The sequence below is a fragment of the Sulfurimonas autotrophica DSM 16294 genome (genome assembly GCF_000147355.1).
GTDB classification, from domain to species: domain Bacteria; phylum Campylobacterota; class Campylobacteria; order Campylobacterales; family Sulfurimonadaceae; genus Sulfurimonas; species Sulfurimonas autotrophica.
Genome location: NC_014506.1, coordinates 1,030,832 through 1,049,662 on the forward strand (window position 1 = coordinate 1,030,832; position 18,831 = coordinate 1,049,662).

Annotated in this window: 16 protein-coding genes; 11 read left to right on the top strand and 5 right to left on the bottom strand. The window is 34.8% G+C overall.

What is annotated here, in order from left to right:
* Positions 1-79: 79 nt before the first annotated feature.
* From gltB to SAUT_RS05390, 9 genes are all read left to right on the top strand, one after another.
* Positions 80-4,519, top strand: a complete 4,440-nt coding sequence (gene gltB / locus SAUT_RS05350; protein WP_013326854.1) for a glutamate synthase large subunit — start codon at positions 80-82, stop codon at positions 4,517-4,519.
* 1 nt (position 4,520) lies between these two features.
* Complete coding sequence (locus SAUT_RS05355) at positions 4,521-5,903, top strand: glutamate synthase subunit beta (RefSeq protein ID WP_013326855.1); 1,383 nt, start codon at positions 4,521-4,523, stop codon at positions 5,901-5,903.
* 119 nt (positions 5,904-6,022) lie between these two features.
* Positions 6,023-6,868 (top strand): acetyl-CoA carboxylase, carboxyltransferase subunit beta, encoded by an 846-nt coding sequence (gene accD / locus SAUT_RS05360; protein WP_013326856.1) that lies wholly within the window; start codon positions 6,023-6,025, stop codon positions 6,866-6,868.
* Between the two features lies 1 nt (position 6,869).
* Positions 6,870-7,433: a thiamine phosphate synthase gene (locus tag SAUT_RS05365; RefSeq protein ID WP_013326857.1), complete on the top strand. Its 564-nt coding sequence runs from the start codon at positions 6,870-6,872 to the stop codon at positions 7,431-7,433.
* A complete protein-coding gene (locus tag SAUT_RS05370; protein ID WP_013326858.1) occupies positions 7,430-7,888 on the top strand; it encodes a 23S rRNA (pseudouridine(1915)-N(3))-methyltransferase RlmH in 459 nt (152 codons plus the stop codon). The genes SAUT_RS05365 and SAUT_RS05370 overlap by 4 nt, the downstream gene beginning before the upstream one ends.
* A 13-nt stretch (positions 7,889-7,901) precedes the next feature.
* Entirely contained in the window at positions 7,902-8,252 is a 351-nt protein-coding gene (gene dksA / locus SAUT_RS05375) for an RNA polymerase-binding protein DksA (RefSeq protein ID WP_013326859.1), read from the top strand.
* Between the two features lie 11 nt (positions 8,253-8,263).
* Positions 8,264-9,283 (top strand): hypothetical protein, encoded by a 1,020-nt coding sequence (locus SAUT_RS05380; protein WP_013326860.1) that lies wholly within the window; start codon positions 8,264-8,266, stop codon positions 9,281-9,283.
* A gap of 2 nt (positions 9,284-9,285) precedes the next feature.
* On the top strand, positions 9,286-10,239 hold the full coding sequence (dusB, locus tag SAUT_RS05385; protein ID WP_013326861.1) for a tRNA dihydrouridine synthase DusB: 954 nt from the start codon (positions 9,286-9,288) through the stop codon (positions 10,237-10,239).
* Positions 10,239-11,393 carry a hypothetical protein gene (locus SAUT_RS05390; RefSeq protein WP_013326862.1) on the top strand — a complete coding sequence of 385 codons (1,155 nt, stop codon included), beginning with the start codon at positions 10,239-10,241 and terminating at the stop codon, positions 11,391-11,393. The genes dusB and SAUT_RS05390 overlap by 1 nt, the downstream gene beginning before the upstream one ends.
* Here SAUT_RS05390 and SAUT_RS05395 read toward each other — a convergent pair.
* The 4 genes from SAUT_RS05395 to SAUT_RS05410 are packed head-to-tail and all read right to left on the bottom strand — an operon-like array spanning position 11,379 to position 13,787.
* Positions 11,379-12,137: a sensor domain-containing diguanylate cyclase gene (locus tag SAUT_RS05395; RefSeq protein WP_013326863.1), complete on the bottom strand. Its 759-nt coding sequence runs from the start codon at positions 12,135-12,137 to the stop codon at positions 11,379-11,381. The two genes, SAUT_RS05390 and SAUT_RS05395, sit on opposite strands and share 15 nt — an antisense overlap.
* A 24-nt stretch (positions 12,138-12,161) precedes the next feature.
* Positions 12,162-13,058 carry a hypothetical protein gene (locus SAUT_RS05400; RefSeq protein ID WP_013326864.1) on the bottom strand — a complete coding sequence of 299 codons (897 nt, stop codon included), beginning with the start codon at positions 13,056-13,058 and terminating at the stop codon, positions 12,162-12,164.
* Positions 13,055-13,369, bottom strand: coding sequence for a flagellar motor switch protein FliN (gene fliN / locus SAUT_RS05405; RefSeq protein ID WP_013326865.1), 315 nt, complete (start codon positions 13,367-13,369; stop codon positions 13,055-13,057). The genes SAUT_RS05400 and fliN overlap by 4 nt, the downstream gene beginning before the upstream one ends.
* Positions 13,362-13,787, bottom strand: coding sequence for a chemotaxis protein CheX (locus SAUT_RS05410; protein ID WP_013326866.1), 426 nt, complete (start codon positions 13,785-13,787; stop codon positions 13,362-13,364). Before SAUT_RS05410 ends, fliN begins: the two co-directional genes overlap by 8 nt.
* Before the next feature lie 126 nt (positions 13,788-13,913).
* On the opposite strand from SAUT_RS05410, the gene SAUT_RS05415 reads away from it, so the two are divergent.
* Together SAUT_RS05415 and uvrA are read left to right on the top strand one after the other, a co-directional pair.
* On the top strand, positions 13,914-14,645 hold the full coding sequence (locus SAUT_RS05415) for a sulfite exporter TauE/SafE family protein (protein WP_013326867.1): 732 nt from the start codon (positions 13,914-13,916) through the stop codon (positions 14,643-14,645).
* A 7-nt stretch (positions 14,646-14,652) separates the two neighbouring features.
* On the top strand, positions 14,653-17,478 hold the full coding sequence (uvrA, locus tag SAUT_RS05420; protein WP_013326868.1) for an excinuclease ABC subunit UvrA: 2,826 nt from the start codon (positions 14,653-14,655) through the stop codon (positions 17,476-17,478).
* Between the two features lie 68 nt (positions 17,479-17,546).
* On the opposite strand, the gene SAUT_RS05425 is transcribed toward uvrA, so the two are convergent.
* A complete protein-coding gene (locus tag SAUT_RS05425; protein ID WP_013326869.1) occupies positions 17,547-18,809 on the bottom strand; it encodes a response regulator in 1,263 nt (420 codons plus the stop codon).
* Positions 18,810-18,831 lie beyond the last annotated feature (22 nt).

Below are 18,831 nucleotides of genomic sequence, written 5' to 3' on the forward strand. Positions count from 1 at the left end.
CTTAAATAGACTAAGTTTCTTTAAAAAGAGATTAAATTTATATGTTTTTCGTATAAAATTTACAAATTTGGGAGTTGAAATGATTGAACATCATGATTTATTAAGATCATTTAAGGATAATTGTGGTTTTGGTCTTGTTGCCAATATCAAAAACAGACCTTCACATAAAGTGCTTAATGATGCAGTTACTGCATTAGAGCGTATGATGCACCGCGGTGCTGTTGCTGCAGATGGAAAAACAGGGGACGGAAGCGGTTTACTTCTTTCTATGCCGGAAGAATTTTTGAGAGCAGAAGCAGAAGCCAAAGGTATCGAATTGCCGAGTCAGTTTGCAGTGGCTAGTATTTTTACAAAGAATAAAAAACAGTTAGATGCTCTAGAAGCAATTTGCCAAAATAACGATTTAAAAGTAGTACTTTCTCGTGATGTACCGGTTAACACCAATGCACTGGGTGATCAAGCACTTGTTTCACTGCCTCATATTGTACAGCTTTTTATCGTTCCTAACTCAATCATGGCAACAAACAGATTTGATGCTCTTTTATATCTTTCTCGCAAAGAAGCCGAACATGAACTCGGCAGTGACAGAGATTTTTATATAGCTTCTATGAGTTCAAAAGTTCTTTCTTATAAAGGACTTGTTATGCCTACGCATATTAAAGAATTTTACATAGATTTACAAAATGAAAACTTTAAAATATCTTTTTCACTTTTTCACCAAAGATTTTCAACAAACACGCTTCCCCAATGGCGTCTTGCACAGCCGTTTCGTGCCGTGGCTCATAATGGAGAGATTAATTCTGTTGAGGCAAACCGTATCAATGTTGCTATTAAATCAGAATCAATCAAAAGTGAAGTGTTTAGTGATGAAGAAATTAAAAGACTGCTTCCTATTTTACAGCCTGATTCTTCTGACAGTGCTTCAGCCGATAACTTTTTTGAATTTTTAATTGTCAATGGAATGGATTTTTTCAAGGCTGTACGTGCAGTGATTCCTGCTGCATGGCAAAATGCTCCGCATATGGATCCTGAACTTCGTGCATTTTATGAATATTATTCAACTGTTTTTGAAGCATGGGACGGTCCGGCAGCATTTTCAGTTACAGACGGCAGATATATCGGATGTGTACTTGACAGAAACGGTTTACGCCCTTCTAAATATATAGTAACAAAAGATGATAACCTTTTAATAGCTTCAGAATACGGTGTTGTTGACATTTCCGAAGAAGATATAAAAGAGCGTGGACGTCTGCAGTCAGGTGAAATGCTTGGACTTGATCTGAAATTCGGAAAACTTCTTAAAAGTCACCAAATTGATGATTATTTAAAAGGTGCCAACCCTTATATGAAGTGGCTCAATGAGCATATGATTTACTTGCAAGAGCATGTAGAAGAACAGTATAGTACATGTAGAGAGATGGATGAAGATGCTTTAATAAGAAGACAGCGATATTTTAATGTGACACAAGAAATCGTAGAACAAGTCATTGAACCTATGATAAAAGAGGGCAAAGAGGCAGTCGGTTCTATGGGTGATGACACTCCACTTGCGGCTTTTTCACAAAAACAACGAAATTTTACAGACTTTTTCAAACAAAAATTTGCTCAGGTGACAAATCCGCCGATAGATTCTATTCGTGAAAAAGTTGTTATGAGTTTAAATACAGGTTTCGGTGAAGTGCACAATATTTTAGATGAAATTCCGTCACATGCACATAGATTAAAATCTATTTCTCCGATTATTACAAGTGAAAAACTTGAAGTTCTTAAATCATTCGGTGAGGAAACATCTCCTAGATATCAAGAATTTTACAAAAATGCTACTTTCTCAACCGCATATAAGTCAGACTTAAAAGCTTCACTGGAAAGCTTAGTTAAAAAAGTAATTTCAGCAGTTGAAAATGATGGAATAAGAATAGTTATTTTAGATGACAGTGAGTTTAGCGAAGAGAACAAAGTTATTCCAATGGCAATGGCGATAGGGCGTTTAAACATTGCTCTACTCAAAGCAAAAGTACGCCATTTGGTCTCTTTGATTGCTTCAACAGGTGAAGTTATTGATTCACACAGTGCGGCAGTACTGCTCGGTTATGGTGCCTCTGCGATTTACCCTAATGTACTTTTTGCAACAATTGCATCACAGCTTGAAAGATCAAAATCATTAAATCTAACATGCGCAGATGCTTATAAATCTGTACACACGGCACTTAACAGCGGACTTTTGAAAATTATGTCAAAAATGGGTATTGCAACTATTGCTTCATATAGAAATTCCGGTCTTTTTGATGTAATGGGGCTCCATAAAGATATAGTAAAAGAGTGTTTTGAAACGTCTAACTGTACGCTTAGCGGACTCACATACAGTGATATTGATGAGAGACTTGAAAAAGCGCATAAAGCTGCTTTTAAAACGAATGGCTTTAATAAAATATTCCCATTGAATATCGGTGGATATTATAAGTTTTATACAGGGCAGGAACACCATGATTTCGGTCCTGCAGTTATTCATGCTATTCATGATGTCTCTAAAAATCCTTCACAGGAAAATTTTGACAAATTGAAAAATCTCGTTAATAAACGCGGATTAAAATTTATTCGTGATTTCTTTGATTTAAAATCAGATAGAAAACCGATTGATATCTCGGAAGTTGAATCAAAAGAGCTTATATTTAAACGTTTTGCCTCGGCAGCGATGAGTTTAGGCTCTATCTCTCCTGAAGCCCATGAAACAATTGCTATTGCAATGAACAGAATCGGAGGTCAATCAAATTCTGGTGAAGGAGGGGAAGATAAAGCACGTTTTGGAACCGAGAGAGTTTCAAAAATTAAACAGGTGGCATCTGGACGTTTTGGTGTTACTCCTGCATATCTTCGTTCAGCAGAGGAAATTCAAATTAAAGTAGCACAAGGTGCAAAACCTGGTGAGGGAGGGCAGCTTCCTGGTCATAAAGTGACACCGTTAATCGGTAAACTGCGTCATACTGTGCCGGGTGTTACACTGATTTCACCGCCGCCACATCATGATATTTATTCTATTGAGGATTTGGCACAGCTTATTTTTGATATGAAACAGGTAAACCCTAAAGCACGCATTGCTGTAAAACTTGTATCTACTGTTGGCGTTGGAACCATTGCAGCAGGTGTTGCAAAAGCGTATGCAGATAAAATTATTATATCTGGTGGAGACGGCGGTACAGGTGCTGCACCGTTAAGTTCTATTAAATTTGCCGGAAATCCTTGGGAAATCGGTCTCTCTGAAGCACATAACGCTCTCAAAGCAAATAATCTTCGTGGTCTTGTTGAAGTACAAACAGACGGTGGATTAAAAACAGGACTTGACATTGTAAAAGCCGCTCTTTTAGGTGCTGAATCTTTTGCATTCGGTACAGGTGTTTTAACGATTGTCGGCTGTAAAATGCTTCGTATCTGTCATGTCAACAAATGTTCAGTGGGTATTGCAACACAAAATGAAAAACTTCGCCAAGAGTTCTTTAAAGGACATGTTGATCAGGTTATAAACTACTTCACATATCTTGCTGAAGATGTAAGAGCAATTATGGCTGAACTTGGCTACAAAACAATGGAAGAGATGATAGGCCGTGTTGATTTACTCGCGGTTAAAGATGATACATTTGCAAAGAAATTTGATTTTTCTGCTGTTTTACATGAAGAAGAGGGTGTAAATACTCATCAGCAGCCGTTTAATCCTCCATTTGATGATAACGAGTTTGAAAAAGATGTGCTCAAAGAAGCTATGAATGCAATTAAACATCCAGAACACCCGATAAGAATTCAAAGAGAAATTCAAAATATTCATAGAAGTTTTGGTGCACGTATCTCTGGCGAAATTGCACAGTATTACGGTGATGAGGGACTCAAGCAAGATACTATTAAAATAAGTCTCAGCGGTGTAGCAGGTCAGGCACTTGGTGCATTTTTGATTCCGGGTGTTTCAATTTATCTTGATGGTGTAGCAAATGATTACATTGGAAAAGGTATGCACGGTGGTAAAATAATTATAACATCACAAAATGAGGGTGAACAATTCTCTGCAGGTGGAAATACGTGTCTTTACGGTGCCACAGGCGGTAAACTTTACATTTCAGGAAGTGTCGGTGAGCGTTTTGCTGTTCGTAACTCAGGTGCATTTGCAATCGTTGAAGGTACGGGAGACAATGCTTGTGAGTATATGACAGGTGGTGTGGTTGTAATTCTTGGAAAAACTGGTATTAACTTTGGTGCCGGAATGACAGGCGGTGTAAGTTTTGTTTATGATGAAGATCATAATTTTATAGAAAATGTCAATGGTGAACTTGTTGAAGCCGTAAGAATTGATACGGATGAAGGTGATGAAGCAAGACATTATTTAAAACGTTTACTAAAAGATTATTTAGTAGAAACAAAAAGTCAAAAAGCACAGGATTTACTTGAGAACTTTAGAGTAGAAGTAAGAAACTTCTGGCTGGTAAAACCTAAAAACTTAACAAAACTACCTCTTAATCTAGAGAACGGAGACTAAAATGCGTGAATATTTAAATACTGAAAGAATTGAGGCGGCAAAGAGACTGGTTGTTGACAGAACCAAAGATTTTGGTGAAATTTATGAAGTCTTCGACAAAGATGAAGCAGCAACGCAGAGTGAGCGATGTATTCAATGCGGGGATCCGTTTTGTTTAAATAAATGTCCTTTACACAATTATATTCCTCAATGGCTGAAATCTATAGCTGAAAAAGATTTGGAATTTGCATTTAAGCTCTCAAATGAGCCTTCTCCATTCCCTGAAGTAATGGGAAGAGTATGTCCTCATGACAGACTTTGTGAAGGTGATTGTACACTAAATGACGGTCACGGTGCTATTACTATCGGTTCTGTTGAAACACATATCACAGAATTAGGCTTCAAAGCAGGGTACAAACCTGAGTTTCCGGGTATTACAACTGATAAAAAAGTTGCGGTTATAGGAAGCGGACCGGCAGGCCTTTCCGCTGCAACCTATCTTTTACGTTCTGGAGTTGCTGTTACAATGTATGAAAGAAGTGACCGTGCAGGCGGGCTTTTAACATATGGTATTCCTAACTTCAAGCTTGATAAAAAGGTAGTTGAGAGACGTATAAAACTGCTAGAAGAGGCAGGACTAAAACTGGTACTCAACAGTGAAGTAGGGCGTGATATTGATTTTGAGACTATAGCTAATGAGCATGATGCAATGTTCATCGGTGTCGGTGCTACAAAAGCCAAAAGTGCTAGAATTACGGGTGAAAATGCTTCAAATGTTTATAAAGCCATGGATTATTTGACTAATATTCAAAGAAAAAATTTCAAACAAACATATGATAAAAAATTTGACTTTAAAGATCTAAATGTAGTTGTCATCGGCGGCGGTGATACGGCTATGGATTGTTTAAGAACTGCAAAACGTGAAGGTGCAAAATCTGTTACATGTTTATACCGTCGCGATGAAAAGAATATGCCGGGATCTAAAAAAGAGTATAAAAATGCTATGGAAGAGGGTGTAGATTTTACATTTTTAGTTTCTCCAAAAGAGATTATAGTAAATGAGCAGGGACGTGCTGTAGCTGTAGAAGTTGTTAAAACAACCTTAGGTGCAAAAGATGAATCTGGACGTCAATGTATGGAAGAAATTAAAGGTTCTGCATACAGAGTAAATGCCGATGTAGTTATAATGTCACTTGGATTTGATCCTGTTGTTCCGCCTTTCTTGGCTGAAAACGGTATAGAGACAAATTCATGGGGTGGGATTATTGTAGATGAAGAAACACATGAGACAACAACACCCGGTATATATGCCGGCGGTGACTGTTTCCGCGGTGCTGATTTGGTTGTAACGGCAGCTTTTGACGGTCGTGAAGCAGCTAGAAGTATCATAGACTCTTTACTCTAATAATTCAAACAGATTTACTCATTTTTAATGGGTAAATTTGTTTTTCTTCTAAAAAAATTCTTCAAAATCAGCATTAATTTGCTATAATAGAGTCTATTTATATAATTTAAGGATTTTTTTTGAATTTACTAAACCTTTTTACTAAAACATTTGATAATAAACAACCCGAAAAAGCTGAAGCAGGTTCTCACTGGATAAAATGTAAATCATGCCACTCTTTAATGTACTACAAAGAAGTTGAAAACCAAAATTATGTATGTCCTAAATGTGGATATCATATTCGTATAGGCGTAAAAGAAAGATTGAAAATGCTTGCAGATGAGGGCACATTTGTAGAATATGATGAGTCACTTGAACCTGTCGATCCACTGAAGTTTGTTGATAAAAAACCTTATAAAAAAAGACTTGAAGAAGCTTATACAAAAACAGGGCGAAATTCATCTGTGGTAAGCGGTGAATGTAAAATGAACAGTGTTGATGTACAGCTTGTCATTTTTGATTTTGCATTTATGGGCGGTTCATTAGGCTCAGTTGAAGGTGAAAAAATTGTCCGTGCGGCTGAGAGAGCTATTGAGAAAAAGCAGGGTTTGATTATTTTAAGTGCTTCGGGCGGTGCAAGAATGCAGGAATCTACTTTTTCACTTTTACAAATGAGTAAAACATCTGCAGCTTTAGCAAAACTTTCAAACCATAGACTGCCTTTTATATCAGTGCTTACAGACCCTACAATGGGTGGAGTGAGTGCATCTTTTGCAAATCTTGGTGATATAATTATAGCAGAGCCGGGTGCTTTGGTCGGTTTTGCAGGACAAAGGGTAATTGAGCAGACTATCGGTTCAGAACTTCCTGATGGATTTCAAAGAGCTGAATTTTTACTCGAACACGGTTCTATAGATATGATAGTAAATAGAAATGAGTTGAAAAAAACTCTTTCTGATATGCTTACTTTATTAAAAAAAGATTAGTATGAGACTTTATGCGTTATGCGACCAAGATATGCTTAATGAGAAAGGAATTTCTCTTGAGACATTTTTAGATATTGCAAAATCACATAATGCAGAAGTTATACAATATAGAAATAAAAATGCAGATATTGCTTTTATAAAAGAGCAGTTAATTAAAATAAGACAACAATATGACGGTTTTTTAATAGTCAATGATGCGTATGAACTTGTAGAGTTTTGTGACGGTGTACATGTAGGTCAGGAAGATTTAAAGAAAATTGATGAAGATGTACTTAAAGCAGTTAAAATTTTGCGCAGTGTCATTAAAGAAGATAAAATTCTAGGTATCTCAACACACAACGAACAAGAAGTACTCAAAGCAAACACGATGGATTTAAACTATATCGGTCTGGGCGCTTACAGAAATACATCTACAAAGAAAGATATTATAAATGTTCTTGGTGAAAGTCTGGATACTATTGCGGCAAAATCAAAACATCATGTAGCAGCGATAGGCGGTGTAAAATTGCATGATAAATTTGAGCATGCTGTGTATAATGTTATAGGAAGCGGTTTACTTAAATGAATGTAGAAATTGTTTCCATCGCAAAAAAAGAAAAATCATTATATGACCCATTATATAAAGATTTGACAAAAATGATATCACGATTTGCGACAGTCAAAGATACAGAAATTTATTCAAAAGATGTAACAAAAGCACACACAATTTCCCCACAAGCTGCTCAAAAAGCATATACCAAAGCTTTAGAAGCTTATATTGGGAAAGATTTCTGTATAACTTTGCATCCGGATGGAAAATTAATCGACAGTTTTGAGTTTAGTAAGCTATTAAATGATAAAATGTCCGTGAAATTTTTTATTGGCGGGGCTTATGGTTTTGAAAAAGATTTTTTAGATCAAAGTAACGCTGTAATTAGTTTGGGCAAGATTACAATGAGTCATAAAATTGCCAAGGTAGTTTTGTTAGAACAGATATATAGAGGTTTTTCTATACTAAGTAACCATCCATATCATAAATAAAAGGGAAGTATACGTGCAAGCAAGTGAGTTAAATTATTTTAAAGACATATTACTAAGTCGTAAAGAGCAAATTGAGAAAAATATTAATGGTGTAAGTACAGAGCTTAGTGAAATAAATGCATCAGATTTAAATGATGAAGGTGATCACGCTTCAGCAAATAATAATTCTATGGTAGAAAGTGCTATAATAGAACAGCAGAAAAAAGAATTAAGTGAAATAGATAAAGCACTTTCTAAAATCACAAACGGCGGTTATGGTATTTGTGAAATGTGTGAAGATGACATAGGATTTCAAAGATTAAAAGTGAAACCTCATGCTGTTTATTGCATTGACTGTAGAGAAATCGTAGAAAAATCTAAATAAAGGGTTGAAGAATGTATATTAAAAGGTACACAATAGCTGCATTGGTCTGGATAGGACTTGTGGGTTGGTATGTTTATGCATATGTAACACAAGAGAGTATAAGTATTGACTTATTCGGTATTCCTATGCCGTCATTATCAATTGCTTTATGGGTAATTATACCAATTTTCATCTTGTATCTTGCAAGTGTTGCCCATATGACATTTTATTCAATGATAGGTAATTTTAGATTACGCAAATATGAAAAAGATTATGAAAAACTTATTAATGCTGTTGTTGATGCTTATCTTGGTAAAAAAGAACGAAATTACAGCTTCAAAACTGATAGATATAGACTATTGGGAACATTACTGCAAAACAGCATCATATATCCGACCGATAATATGATAGGAAAAATAGATGATGAGAAAATTAATACAGTCTTAAAAGTAATTCAAGATATAAAAAATGGTGAAGTTGCTGACTTAAAATCATACAATTTACCATCTGACAATGAATTAGTTATACAAAATGAGAGAAATAGATATAAAAAAGATCAAATTAATGCAGAATCTCTTTTATCTAACTGTACAAAATATGATGACAGTTTATGCAAAGAAGTTTATGTTGATTATGTTAAAACTGCATCACTAAACGGCATTAAGAAGTATAAAGGTTTTTTAACAAAAGAAGCATTACATATAATCCTTTCTAGAATTAATGCTGATGAGAACACTTTGGAAATAAGCAATGAAGAGCTTATTGATTTATTCAAAAAATCAGACTTAAGTAAAAAAGATTATATTGAAATTTCATCTATTCTTTCCAAAGGTGGAATGATTCCTGAACAAAGAATGAGACTTTTTGAGATTTTATCTGATGAAGATGAAGATGCGATGGATGCTTATTTATACACGCTTTATGATTTAGAGATGATAGCACCTGCCAATGCTATACTTGATAATTCTCAGCCAAATGAATATCAAAATTTTAAAGCTTACCGGGCACTTAAAGAGTGTGGTAAAAACTTTAGTATAGACATGTTCATATAATAATGAAAGAAAATCTCTCCTTTGATAAGCCTTTATATGTATTAGCTCCATTAGCGGGCTTTACTGATCTTCCTTTTAGAAGTGTGGTGAAAAAATTTGGAGCAGATTTAACAGTGAGTGAAATGTTAAGTTCAAATGCATTGGCTCATGGTTCGCAAAAGACTCTGCATATGCTTGAAAAATCTTCTTTGGAAGATCCTTATTCTGTTCAAATTGCCGGTGCTGATGTTGATATAGTACGAAGTGCTGTTGAGATTTTAAATGAGCAGGAAGGTATTGATATTATTGATCTGAACTGTGGTTGTCCTGTCCCAAAAGTTGTCGGACACGGCAGCGGAAGTTCCCTTCTTTTAGATCTTCCATTAATGGGAGAAATTATTAAAACCATCAAAGATACATCCAATAAAAGCATGACCAGTGTGAAAATAAGACTAGGTTTTGAAGAGAAAAAGCATGTTGATATTGCAAAAGTTGTACAAGACAGCGGGGCAGACTTTATTGCGGTTCACGGAAGAACACGTGCAGGAAAATTTAAAGCTGCTGTTGATTATGATGCCATTAGAGAGATAAAAGAGGCTGTAGATATTCCCGTGATTGCAAATGGTGACATAGACTCTTATGAAAAAGCCAAATGGGTGCTTGAACATACCGGTGCAGACGGTGTTATGATTGGCCGAGGTGCAGTTGGCGCTCCATGGATATTTCATCAGCTCAAAACAGGCAATGAACATATTGAGCAGAGTCTTAAACACGAAATTATCATGGAGCATTTCGATAAAATGATAGAATTTTACGGACAGCACGGTGTTGCAATGTTTAGAAAACATACGCATACTTATTCTAAAGGCTATCGCGGTGCATCTGCCTTAAGAAATGAAGTAAATTCAATCGATGATATTGCAACATACCGCTCAGTAATAGATGATTTTTTTAAAAACAACGAGATGACACTGTAATGTTAGAAATTTCTGAGTCAATTAAAAATTTAGAAAAAGAAGATATTGCAGATAATTTACTGCATTATGTTTACAATACAAAACATCTGCTCTCTTTAATTAAGAAAGGAATTGACTTACAAGATCCATCTTATCTAAGTTCATACCGCTCCTTTGAAGGAGAAGTATATGAAAATTTCATTTATGAAAAACTCTTACGATATGCAGAGGAAAATGACTATATAACAAAGTTTGTGCTTAAAGGATTTCATCAAAGTAAATGTAAAGCCTATGCAAACACTCTCTCCATAAGTGAAAAAGAGCAAATTGTTTACAGAACAAAGAGCCGTGAAATAAGTGAATTTGATGCAATGTTTATTACAAAAAACAATGAACTTTATTTTGTTGAGATGACGTTAGTGAAGTCAGTATTGAAACTGCGCCGCCGCCTAAGAAAGAAAAAGGCACTTTTAGAGATTATTTTTCCAAACTATACAATTAAATCATTGATAATTTTAAATGAAGGTGCTACAGGCGCTAAACAGTTTCCTTCTTATTGTAAAGTATGGTTTACAAAAGAGTTTTCTGCTGCAGAAGTTTTAGAATATATCACTAAACTCGATAAACAAAAACTTTTACCAAAAGATAAAATAAATTCTAAAAAAATGATAGAAGCACATACCTTAAAACTGTATCCGTTTAGATATTATAATACTATGAGCTGGATAACAAAAACAATACGTGCAAATAAAAAATACGTAATAGATATGAACTTCTTAATGAATGATAAAATTCAAAGATATCATGATTTGTATAATAAATTTTATATTGGCTTCCTGACAATCAAAGATGTGAAAAATTTACTCAATCTAAAAGAGGGTGAATATGCAGAAGAACAAAGAGTAGTCGTCGCATTAGAAAAAAAACATTCTAATGAGATTATTGTAACTTATTATATTCAAACAACTCGCAAAAATCTCTATTTATACAGCTTTAATGATAGCAAAGTTGTAAAAGAGAAAAAAGACCCTTATGGAATTACCGTGACAGAGGTCTTTCATATTAATAAACTGATGGATGAGAGTTATTTGTTAAATATGTCTCAGGTCAATACAATAAAAAAATTACTCAAAGAACGATTTAAAAGAGATGCCAAAAAATCAAAAAAAATCTAATTCTTCATTTTTATGCATTGTAACCTGGTTTCTTCCGGCTGCTTTGGCCTCATAGAGGGCATCATCTGCCATTGTGTAAAAACCATTTTCATCCACCATTTCATTTTTAAAATCAACGACTAGTAAGCCAATAGAAACAGTAATATATTTTGAAACCTGTGAATTAGAATGGGGAATTTGAAGTTTTTCTATATTTTTTTTGACAAGTTCGGTAAAAGCAAATGCTTTTTTTTCATCTTCTGTAGTAAACAAAATGGCAAATTCTTCTCCACCGAGCCTAAACACAAAATCGCTTGCTCTTTTTGAAGAGTTTTTTAAAGTATTTGCGACTGCTACAAGTACATTATCACCCGCTTTATGACCATAACTGTCATTATATTTTTTAAAATAATCAATATCAATCATCATAAATGCCAAATGTGTTTTATCACGTTGAGAACGCTTTATCTCGCGTATTAGTATTTTATTAAAATATCGTCTGTTGTACAGATTTGTGAGAGGATCAGTTATAGCCATTTGTTGAAATTTTTTTTTCTCGGTAATATCATATCTGACTATGACTTCTCCTATTTGTTGTCCATCATCATCAAGTATAGGCATTATGCTATTTTGAAACCAAATCTCATGTCCCTCTTTTTCTATATATTTCAGTTCACCTTCGAGTGATTCTTTTTCTGTTAATGTATCTTTAACTTTTTTAACAAATTCTAAGGGCATTTTATATTCGTTATTATTGTTTTTCATAAAGACAATTGTAGCATAATTTTCTTACTGCATCTCATAAGCTATATTTGCTGCTCTTTCTTTATAGGCTTGCAGAGGCTCTTGTTTTTCTTCTGTTTGTGATTTACCCAAAAAGTTTTCTAAATCTTCATGTCTGCTTTGTAAAATTTCATCAAACTCTTTTTGTGATGTCGGCTTATTGTCTGTAAATTTATCTAGTAGAATATTACTGTTACCCATAAGAACCAAATAACTTTGGTTGCCAAAGTCAAGCATTACAACGCTGTTCTTATCATCTATGGCTTTTTGAAATCGTATACTGACATTTTGTGCTGCCATATTGACATTACTCGGTGTAGTTGATTCTTGTGTGTTTTTAAACAGCCAGTTATTTGGTGTTTGTGTATTTGCAGGCATTGGTTTCATCTTTTTCTTTATGTATAAAAGTATGAAAATTCCAAGTACCAAAATAGCAATAACAACATAATAGCTTTGAGACATATTATCATCTTTTTTTGTGGGCAATGTGCTTAGTGAGTTTGTAGGTATTGCGTTAGCTGTAGTAGCTGTTGATGACTTTACAGCTGTTTTGTCAGTAAATCTTAATCTAAGCCCATAAGCATCGGATGTTTTGGATGCTGTAAGCCTTGTTGATGGCGCAATAGATGCAACAATAAGGGTTTCATTATTCATGGGTGTAATAGTCAAGGAATGCAAGTACTGAGAAGAAACTTTTTTGATTTTTGGTGATTCTATTGTCGCATCTTCAAGCTTTAGTATAATTTTTGATTTGCTGACACTTTGTTTTATCTGCCCGGTGTAGGGTGTATCGAAAGTAATCATAACATCAGCTCTGTCGGTTCTCTCATAAATATTATAGCTTAAAATTTTAGAAGCGTACAGGGAAAAAGGCAGTAAAAACAGTAATAAAAATTTAATCATAATCTCTCTTTAGATAGGTAATAGAGTACAGCACTTGAATCAAGTACTTCATTTATACGGATTGCAAGGTTTTTTTCATACACCATGACTTCACCTTTGCCTAAAATACGCCCGTTTACATAAGACTCAACACTTTCACCCGCGGGTTTTTTCAAATCAATAATAGAACCTTTTTCAAGTTTCAAAACTTCTGCCACAGTCAGCTCAGTCTCTCCCAAATCAGCAACAAATTCAACTTCCATGTCTAAAATACCGGAGTAATCCATCCATGAAAGCTCTTTTTTCGGATCAAATTCTTTTGTATTAGACATCTAGTTCCTTAATGGCAATGATAAGTTCATCATTATCTATATAAATGACTTTGAGTTCGTCATAGTCAAAATCAAACATTCCGATTTTTTCAAAATGAGGTGTTCCTATAGTGTAAGGCATTCCTAATTCTTCAGCAATTACTTTAGCACTTCCAACGATGAGATTGGCAGTTTCGAGTGTCATATCTTTGAGTGTGTTTTCATTGCTTTTATCTTCTTCTAAAAACAGTTTTGAAACTCTTTGCATAAAATCATTGTCAGAAGCAATATATATTCTATTTTTGCTCCCGTCTTGTGCTTGTATATCTATGTAAGCAATAAGTGTTCTCTTATCTGTCGGGGCTTCTTTTATTTCGCATGAAGCCCCAATTTGATGCGTACAAAAATTTTCTGCTGCTTCTTTTACACTGTTTAACATAATCAACCCTTATAAGACTTTTTGCAAGAAGTCTATTAATTCATAGATTATACTTGAACGAAACACAAAGTAAAATTAAACTATTATTTATATTGGGGTATAATTCCAAAAAAGTTATGGATAGAGATGATTGAACTAATATTGCTCGGTGCTTCTGTCGGTTTATTGTCCGGACTCTTCGGTATAGGCGGCGGAACTATTTTAGTGCCGCTGCTGTTAATACTTGGATATGAGACAAAAATCGCCATCGGCATTTCTGTTGTTCAGATGGTTTTTAGTTCCATTTATGGAAGTTATTTAAACAATAAAAAAGGCACACTCGATGTTGTAATGGTTGTAATTATTGGGCTTGGAGGCTTTTGTGGCGCGCTTTTAAGTGGTAGTATCACTTCAAGTTTCAGCGATAAGACATTAGAGATGGTGTTTTTTACGTTTGCTACGTTTGCGCTTTTACGCCTTTTTATGAAAACACATGATTATAAGCACGAGAAAAAAATAAATAAAGCAGTACTCTTTGTTATAGGCTTTGTAACAGGTGCAATAAGTATGGCTATTGGTGTAGGTGGGAGTTTGATTTTAGTACCTATACTTGTAGGGTTTTTGCATGTACCCTTGAAAAAGGCCACATCTGCAGGACTGTTTTTTGTTGTATTTTCATCTGTTTCAGGATTGATATCACATACACTTCATGGTCATGTTGATTATGAAAGCGGAATAATTATAGGTTTAGCATCGCTTGTAGGTGTTTATACAGGTGTACATTTAAAGCATCATATTTTAAATGTATCTGTTCAAAGAAAACTCTTAATTGTTCTTTATCTAATTATAGTATTGTATTTACTCTATAGAATTTTTTGAGGTATAAATGAAAAAAAAAGATGTAATTAAAATCACGGGTGCAAGAGAAAATAATTTAAAAAATATTAATTTAACAATTCCTAAAAATGAGCTTATTGTTATGACAGGTTTAAGCGGTAGCGGTAAGTCAACCTTGGCTTTTGATACACTCTATGCAGAGGGTCAGCGCCGCTATATGGAATCACTCTCTTCTTATGCAAGACAGTTTTTGGACCGTGTAGGTAAACCTGATGTCGATAAAATAGAAGGGCTTACACCCGCTATTGCGATTGATCAAAAAACAACGTCAAAAAATCCGCGTTCTACTGTTGGAACGATAACGGAAATATATGACTATTTTAGACTTTTATATGCCCGTGTAGGTATTCAGTATTGCCATAAATGTGGAAAAAAGATTTCTCAAATGTCGGCTTCTGACATTATCGGCGAGGTTGCAAAACTCCCAGAGGGTGCAAAACTTGTGCTTATGGCACCGCTTGTGAGAGAAAACAAAGGTGCATATGCAGATTTGATTGAATCTCTTGTGCATAAAGGTTATGTCAGAGCGCAAATTGACGGTGTAATGGTACGCCTTGATGAAGAGATAGAACTTTCAAAAACTAAAAAGCATACTATTAAGGTCGTTATAGACAGAGTTATAGTCAAAGAAGAGAACAAAGAGAGAATTGCATCAGATGTTGAAAAAGCGCTCAAAGAGAGCTATGGTGAGCTTGAGATAGAAGTGCTCAATCATGAAGGATTAAACTGTCCTCAGCATATTCACTACTCTGAGCATAACGCCTGCTTTGATTGTAAAATAAGTTTTGAACCGCTCGAACCTTTGAGCTTTTCTTTTAACTCTCCTAAAGGAGCCTGCAGTGAGTGTGACGGTTTAGGGATTCGCTATGCACTTGATATTGACAAAATTATTGATTCTGATTTAAGTATTGAAAAGGGTGCCGTGAAAATCGTTTACGGTTTTAACAAAGGCTACTATTTTACATTTTTAAAAGGTTTTTGTGCGCATAATGACATCGATATTACTGTGCCATATTCTGAACTGCCGGTATATCAGCAAAAAGCAATACTGCATGGAAATATAGATGAAGTGGAATTTTTGTGGAAAAATCATAAAGTTAAGAGAATCTTTCCGGGTATCATCCGTATAGCGTATGATATGTTAAAAGACGAAAAAGAGTTAGCTGATTATATGAGTGAAAAGGTTTGTGATGTTTGTGGTGGACACAGGCTTAAAAAAGAGTCTTTGGCGGTAAAAGTAGCCGATACACAAATAGCACAATTGCTTGAAATGCCTATAGCCAAAACCTATGAATTTTTTGCCAATGAAGAAAACTTTTCATACTTTGATGCGCAATCGAGAATGATAGCCGAGCCGATACTAAATGAGATAAAAGAGAGACTCTTTTTTCTTTATGATGTAGGACTTGGGTATATCACCTTAGGGCGTGATGCAAGAACTATAAGCGGGGGTGAGGCACAAAGAATTCGTATAGCATCGCAAATCGGCTCAGGACTTACCGGTGTTATGTATGTGTTAGACGAGCCAAGTATTGGACTGCATGAGCGTGATACATTAAAGCTTATCAGAACATTAAGAAGTTTACAGGAAAAAGGCAACAGTGTTATAGTCGTTGAACACGATAAAGAGACGATAGAAAATGCCGATTTTATCGTAGATATTGGCAGCGGTGCGGGAAAATTCGGCGGGGAAGTTGTTTTTAGCGGAACGTTAGAAAAGCTTAAAAAAGCAAAAACTTTAACGGCTGATTATCTTTACGGTCGTAAGAAAATAGAATATTTTTACAGACGCCCTCAAGACAAATGGATAGAAATTAAAAATGTAACTATCAACAATATTGAGAATTTGAGTGCCAAAATTCCACTAAATAACTTTGTCTGTATCACCGGAGTTAGCGGAAGCGGAAAAAGTTCACTTATGCTGCAGACTCTACTGCCAACAGCGAGAGAACTGCTTAATCATGCACGCAAAGTCAATAAAGTTGCCGGTGTTGAAATAACTGGACTAGAACATGTAGACAAAGTAATATATCTTGATCAAAGCCCAATCGGAAGAACTCCAAGAAGTAACCCTGCAACCTATACAGGTGTTATGGATGAAATTCGCAACCTCTTTGCGCAAACAAAAGAGAGTCAGATTCGTGGCTATACTGCATCAAGATTCTCGTTTAATGTTAAAGGCGGACGCTGTGAGAAGTGTCAGGGTGAAGGTGAGAACAAGATTGAGATGCACTTTTTGCCTGATATTATGGTCAAGTGTGATGCCTGTAAAGGACAGCGCTACAATCAGCAGACTTTGGAAGTTTTTTACAAGGGTAAAACGATTGCGGATGTACTTGCTATGAGCGTGGATGAAGCATTTGAATTTTTCAAACCTATTCCTAAAATACACCAAAAAATGAAAACACTTGTAGATGTTGGACTTGGATATATTACGTTGGGGCAAAATGCCGTAACACTCTCCGGCGGTGAAGCTCAAAGAATCAAACTCTCTAAAGAGTTAAGCCGCAAAGATACGGGAAAAACTTTGTATATACTTGATGAGCCGACTACGGGTCTGCATTTTGCGGATGTTGACAGACTGACAAATGTACTGCATAAGTTTGTTGAACTTGGTAACTCTATGCTCATTATCGAACATAACCTTGATATGATAAAAAATGCCGATTATATTATAGATATGGGCCCTGAGGGCGGCAGCGGCGGCGGGCTGATTATAGCTGAAGGCTCACCGGAAGCGTTGGCAAAAAACCATAAAAAAACAGGTTCTTACACCGGTGAATATCTTGAAAAAGAACTGCTTTTGCATCAGTGAAAATTTAGCAAACTCTGAGTATGATGTAAGGTTAACATATCAGCTTGGAGTATCTATCCTATGTGATGCTATAAAAGAATCTTCTCAAAACTTTCATTTACTTTTTTCATTACATCATCAATATTTTCACCGCCTTTTACTTCTATAGAAAGATGTGCTGGTTTATATAGTATATTAATTTTATCTGATTTAACATCTTCTTTTGCAACGCTTATTAAACTTATTTTATTTACTACTTTTTCTACAAGTCCATGCATCTTTTCATCCCGAACCATAACAAATTTATTATGCCCGTAATAAGCTACAAAAATATTATGCTCATCAAGTTCTTTTTTATTGGTTTTAAATACATGTGCAACATTTTTATCTATAGTGTTTCTGATATCTCGACCATACCATTTAACCATTTTATCAATATTCTCAATTCTTATTATGTCAATAATAAAAGTAAAATAATTATCAAGACGGTGTTCAATATCTGCTGTTGCTGCATAAACATTTGCCAACCCTGTTTTCGTGTTAATGTTAATAAGTTGTTCCTCGTCGGTAATATCTGTAAAAGATATGACATACTTATCTTCATTATCTACTTTTTTGTATTTAAGAAGATATATTTTATCTTCCAGCCCTTTTTTCATTATTGCTTTAAAGAGTTCACTATCATGTGATTCAAGTAACTGAGTAAGTTCTACATTACTGTTAACATCTATATAGCCTTTATGAATTTCAAACAGTGAGGGCAGACTCTTAACCTCCGTATGGCATGACTCCATACTTTCATATCCTGACATCTCTAAAAATTGTTTATTTACCTGTGTCACTATGCCTTTATCTATAATAACAACACCATGTTCTATCATATCAACGATCGTCTGTGTCTCTGCGATCTTGTCATCTATTTTCTTTTGAAGAATCTGGTTCTGTTTTTTATTATAAATAAATTCACTTATTTTATAGAGTACTACCAAGAATTTCTTATGATTAAATGGTTTAAGTACAAACTTATCAATTCCGTTATCAATTAATTCTATGAGATATTGTGGTTCATTATAGGCAGAGGTAATTATGATTTTTTGCTCTTCATTGATTTCTTTAATTTTATGAACCATTTCAATACCGTTCATCTTTGGCATGTTTATATCACTTATAACAATGTCATAAGTTCCGGTCTTATAGAGTGCAAGGCCATCTTCACCATTATCAGCCAGATCAATTACAGGAAAGAAACGGCTCAAAAAATCATGTATCTCCTCTTGAATATTTTTATCATCTTCTACGTATAATACTTTTATATCTGCAGCATATTTTATTAACTTGCTTATTGTAATCATATTCAACCTCATATACAAAAAA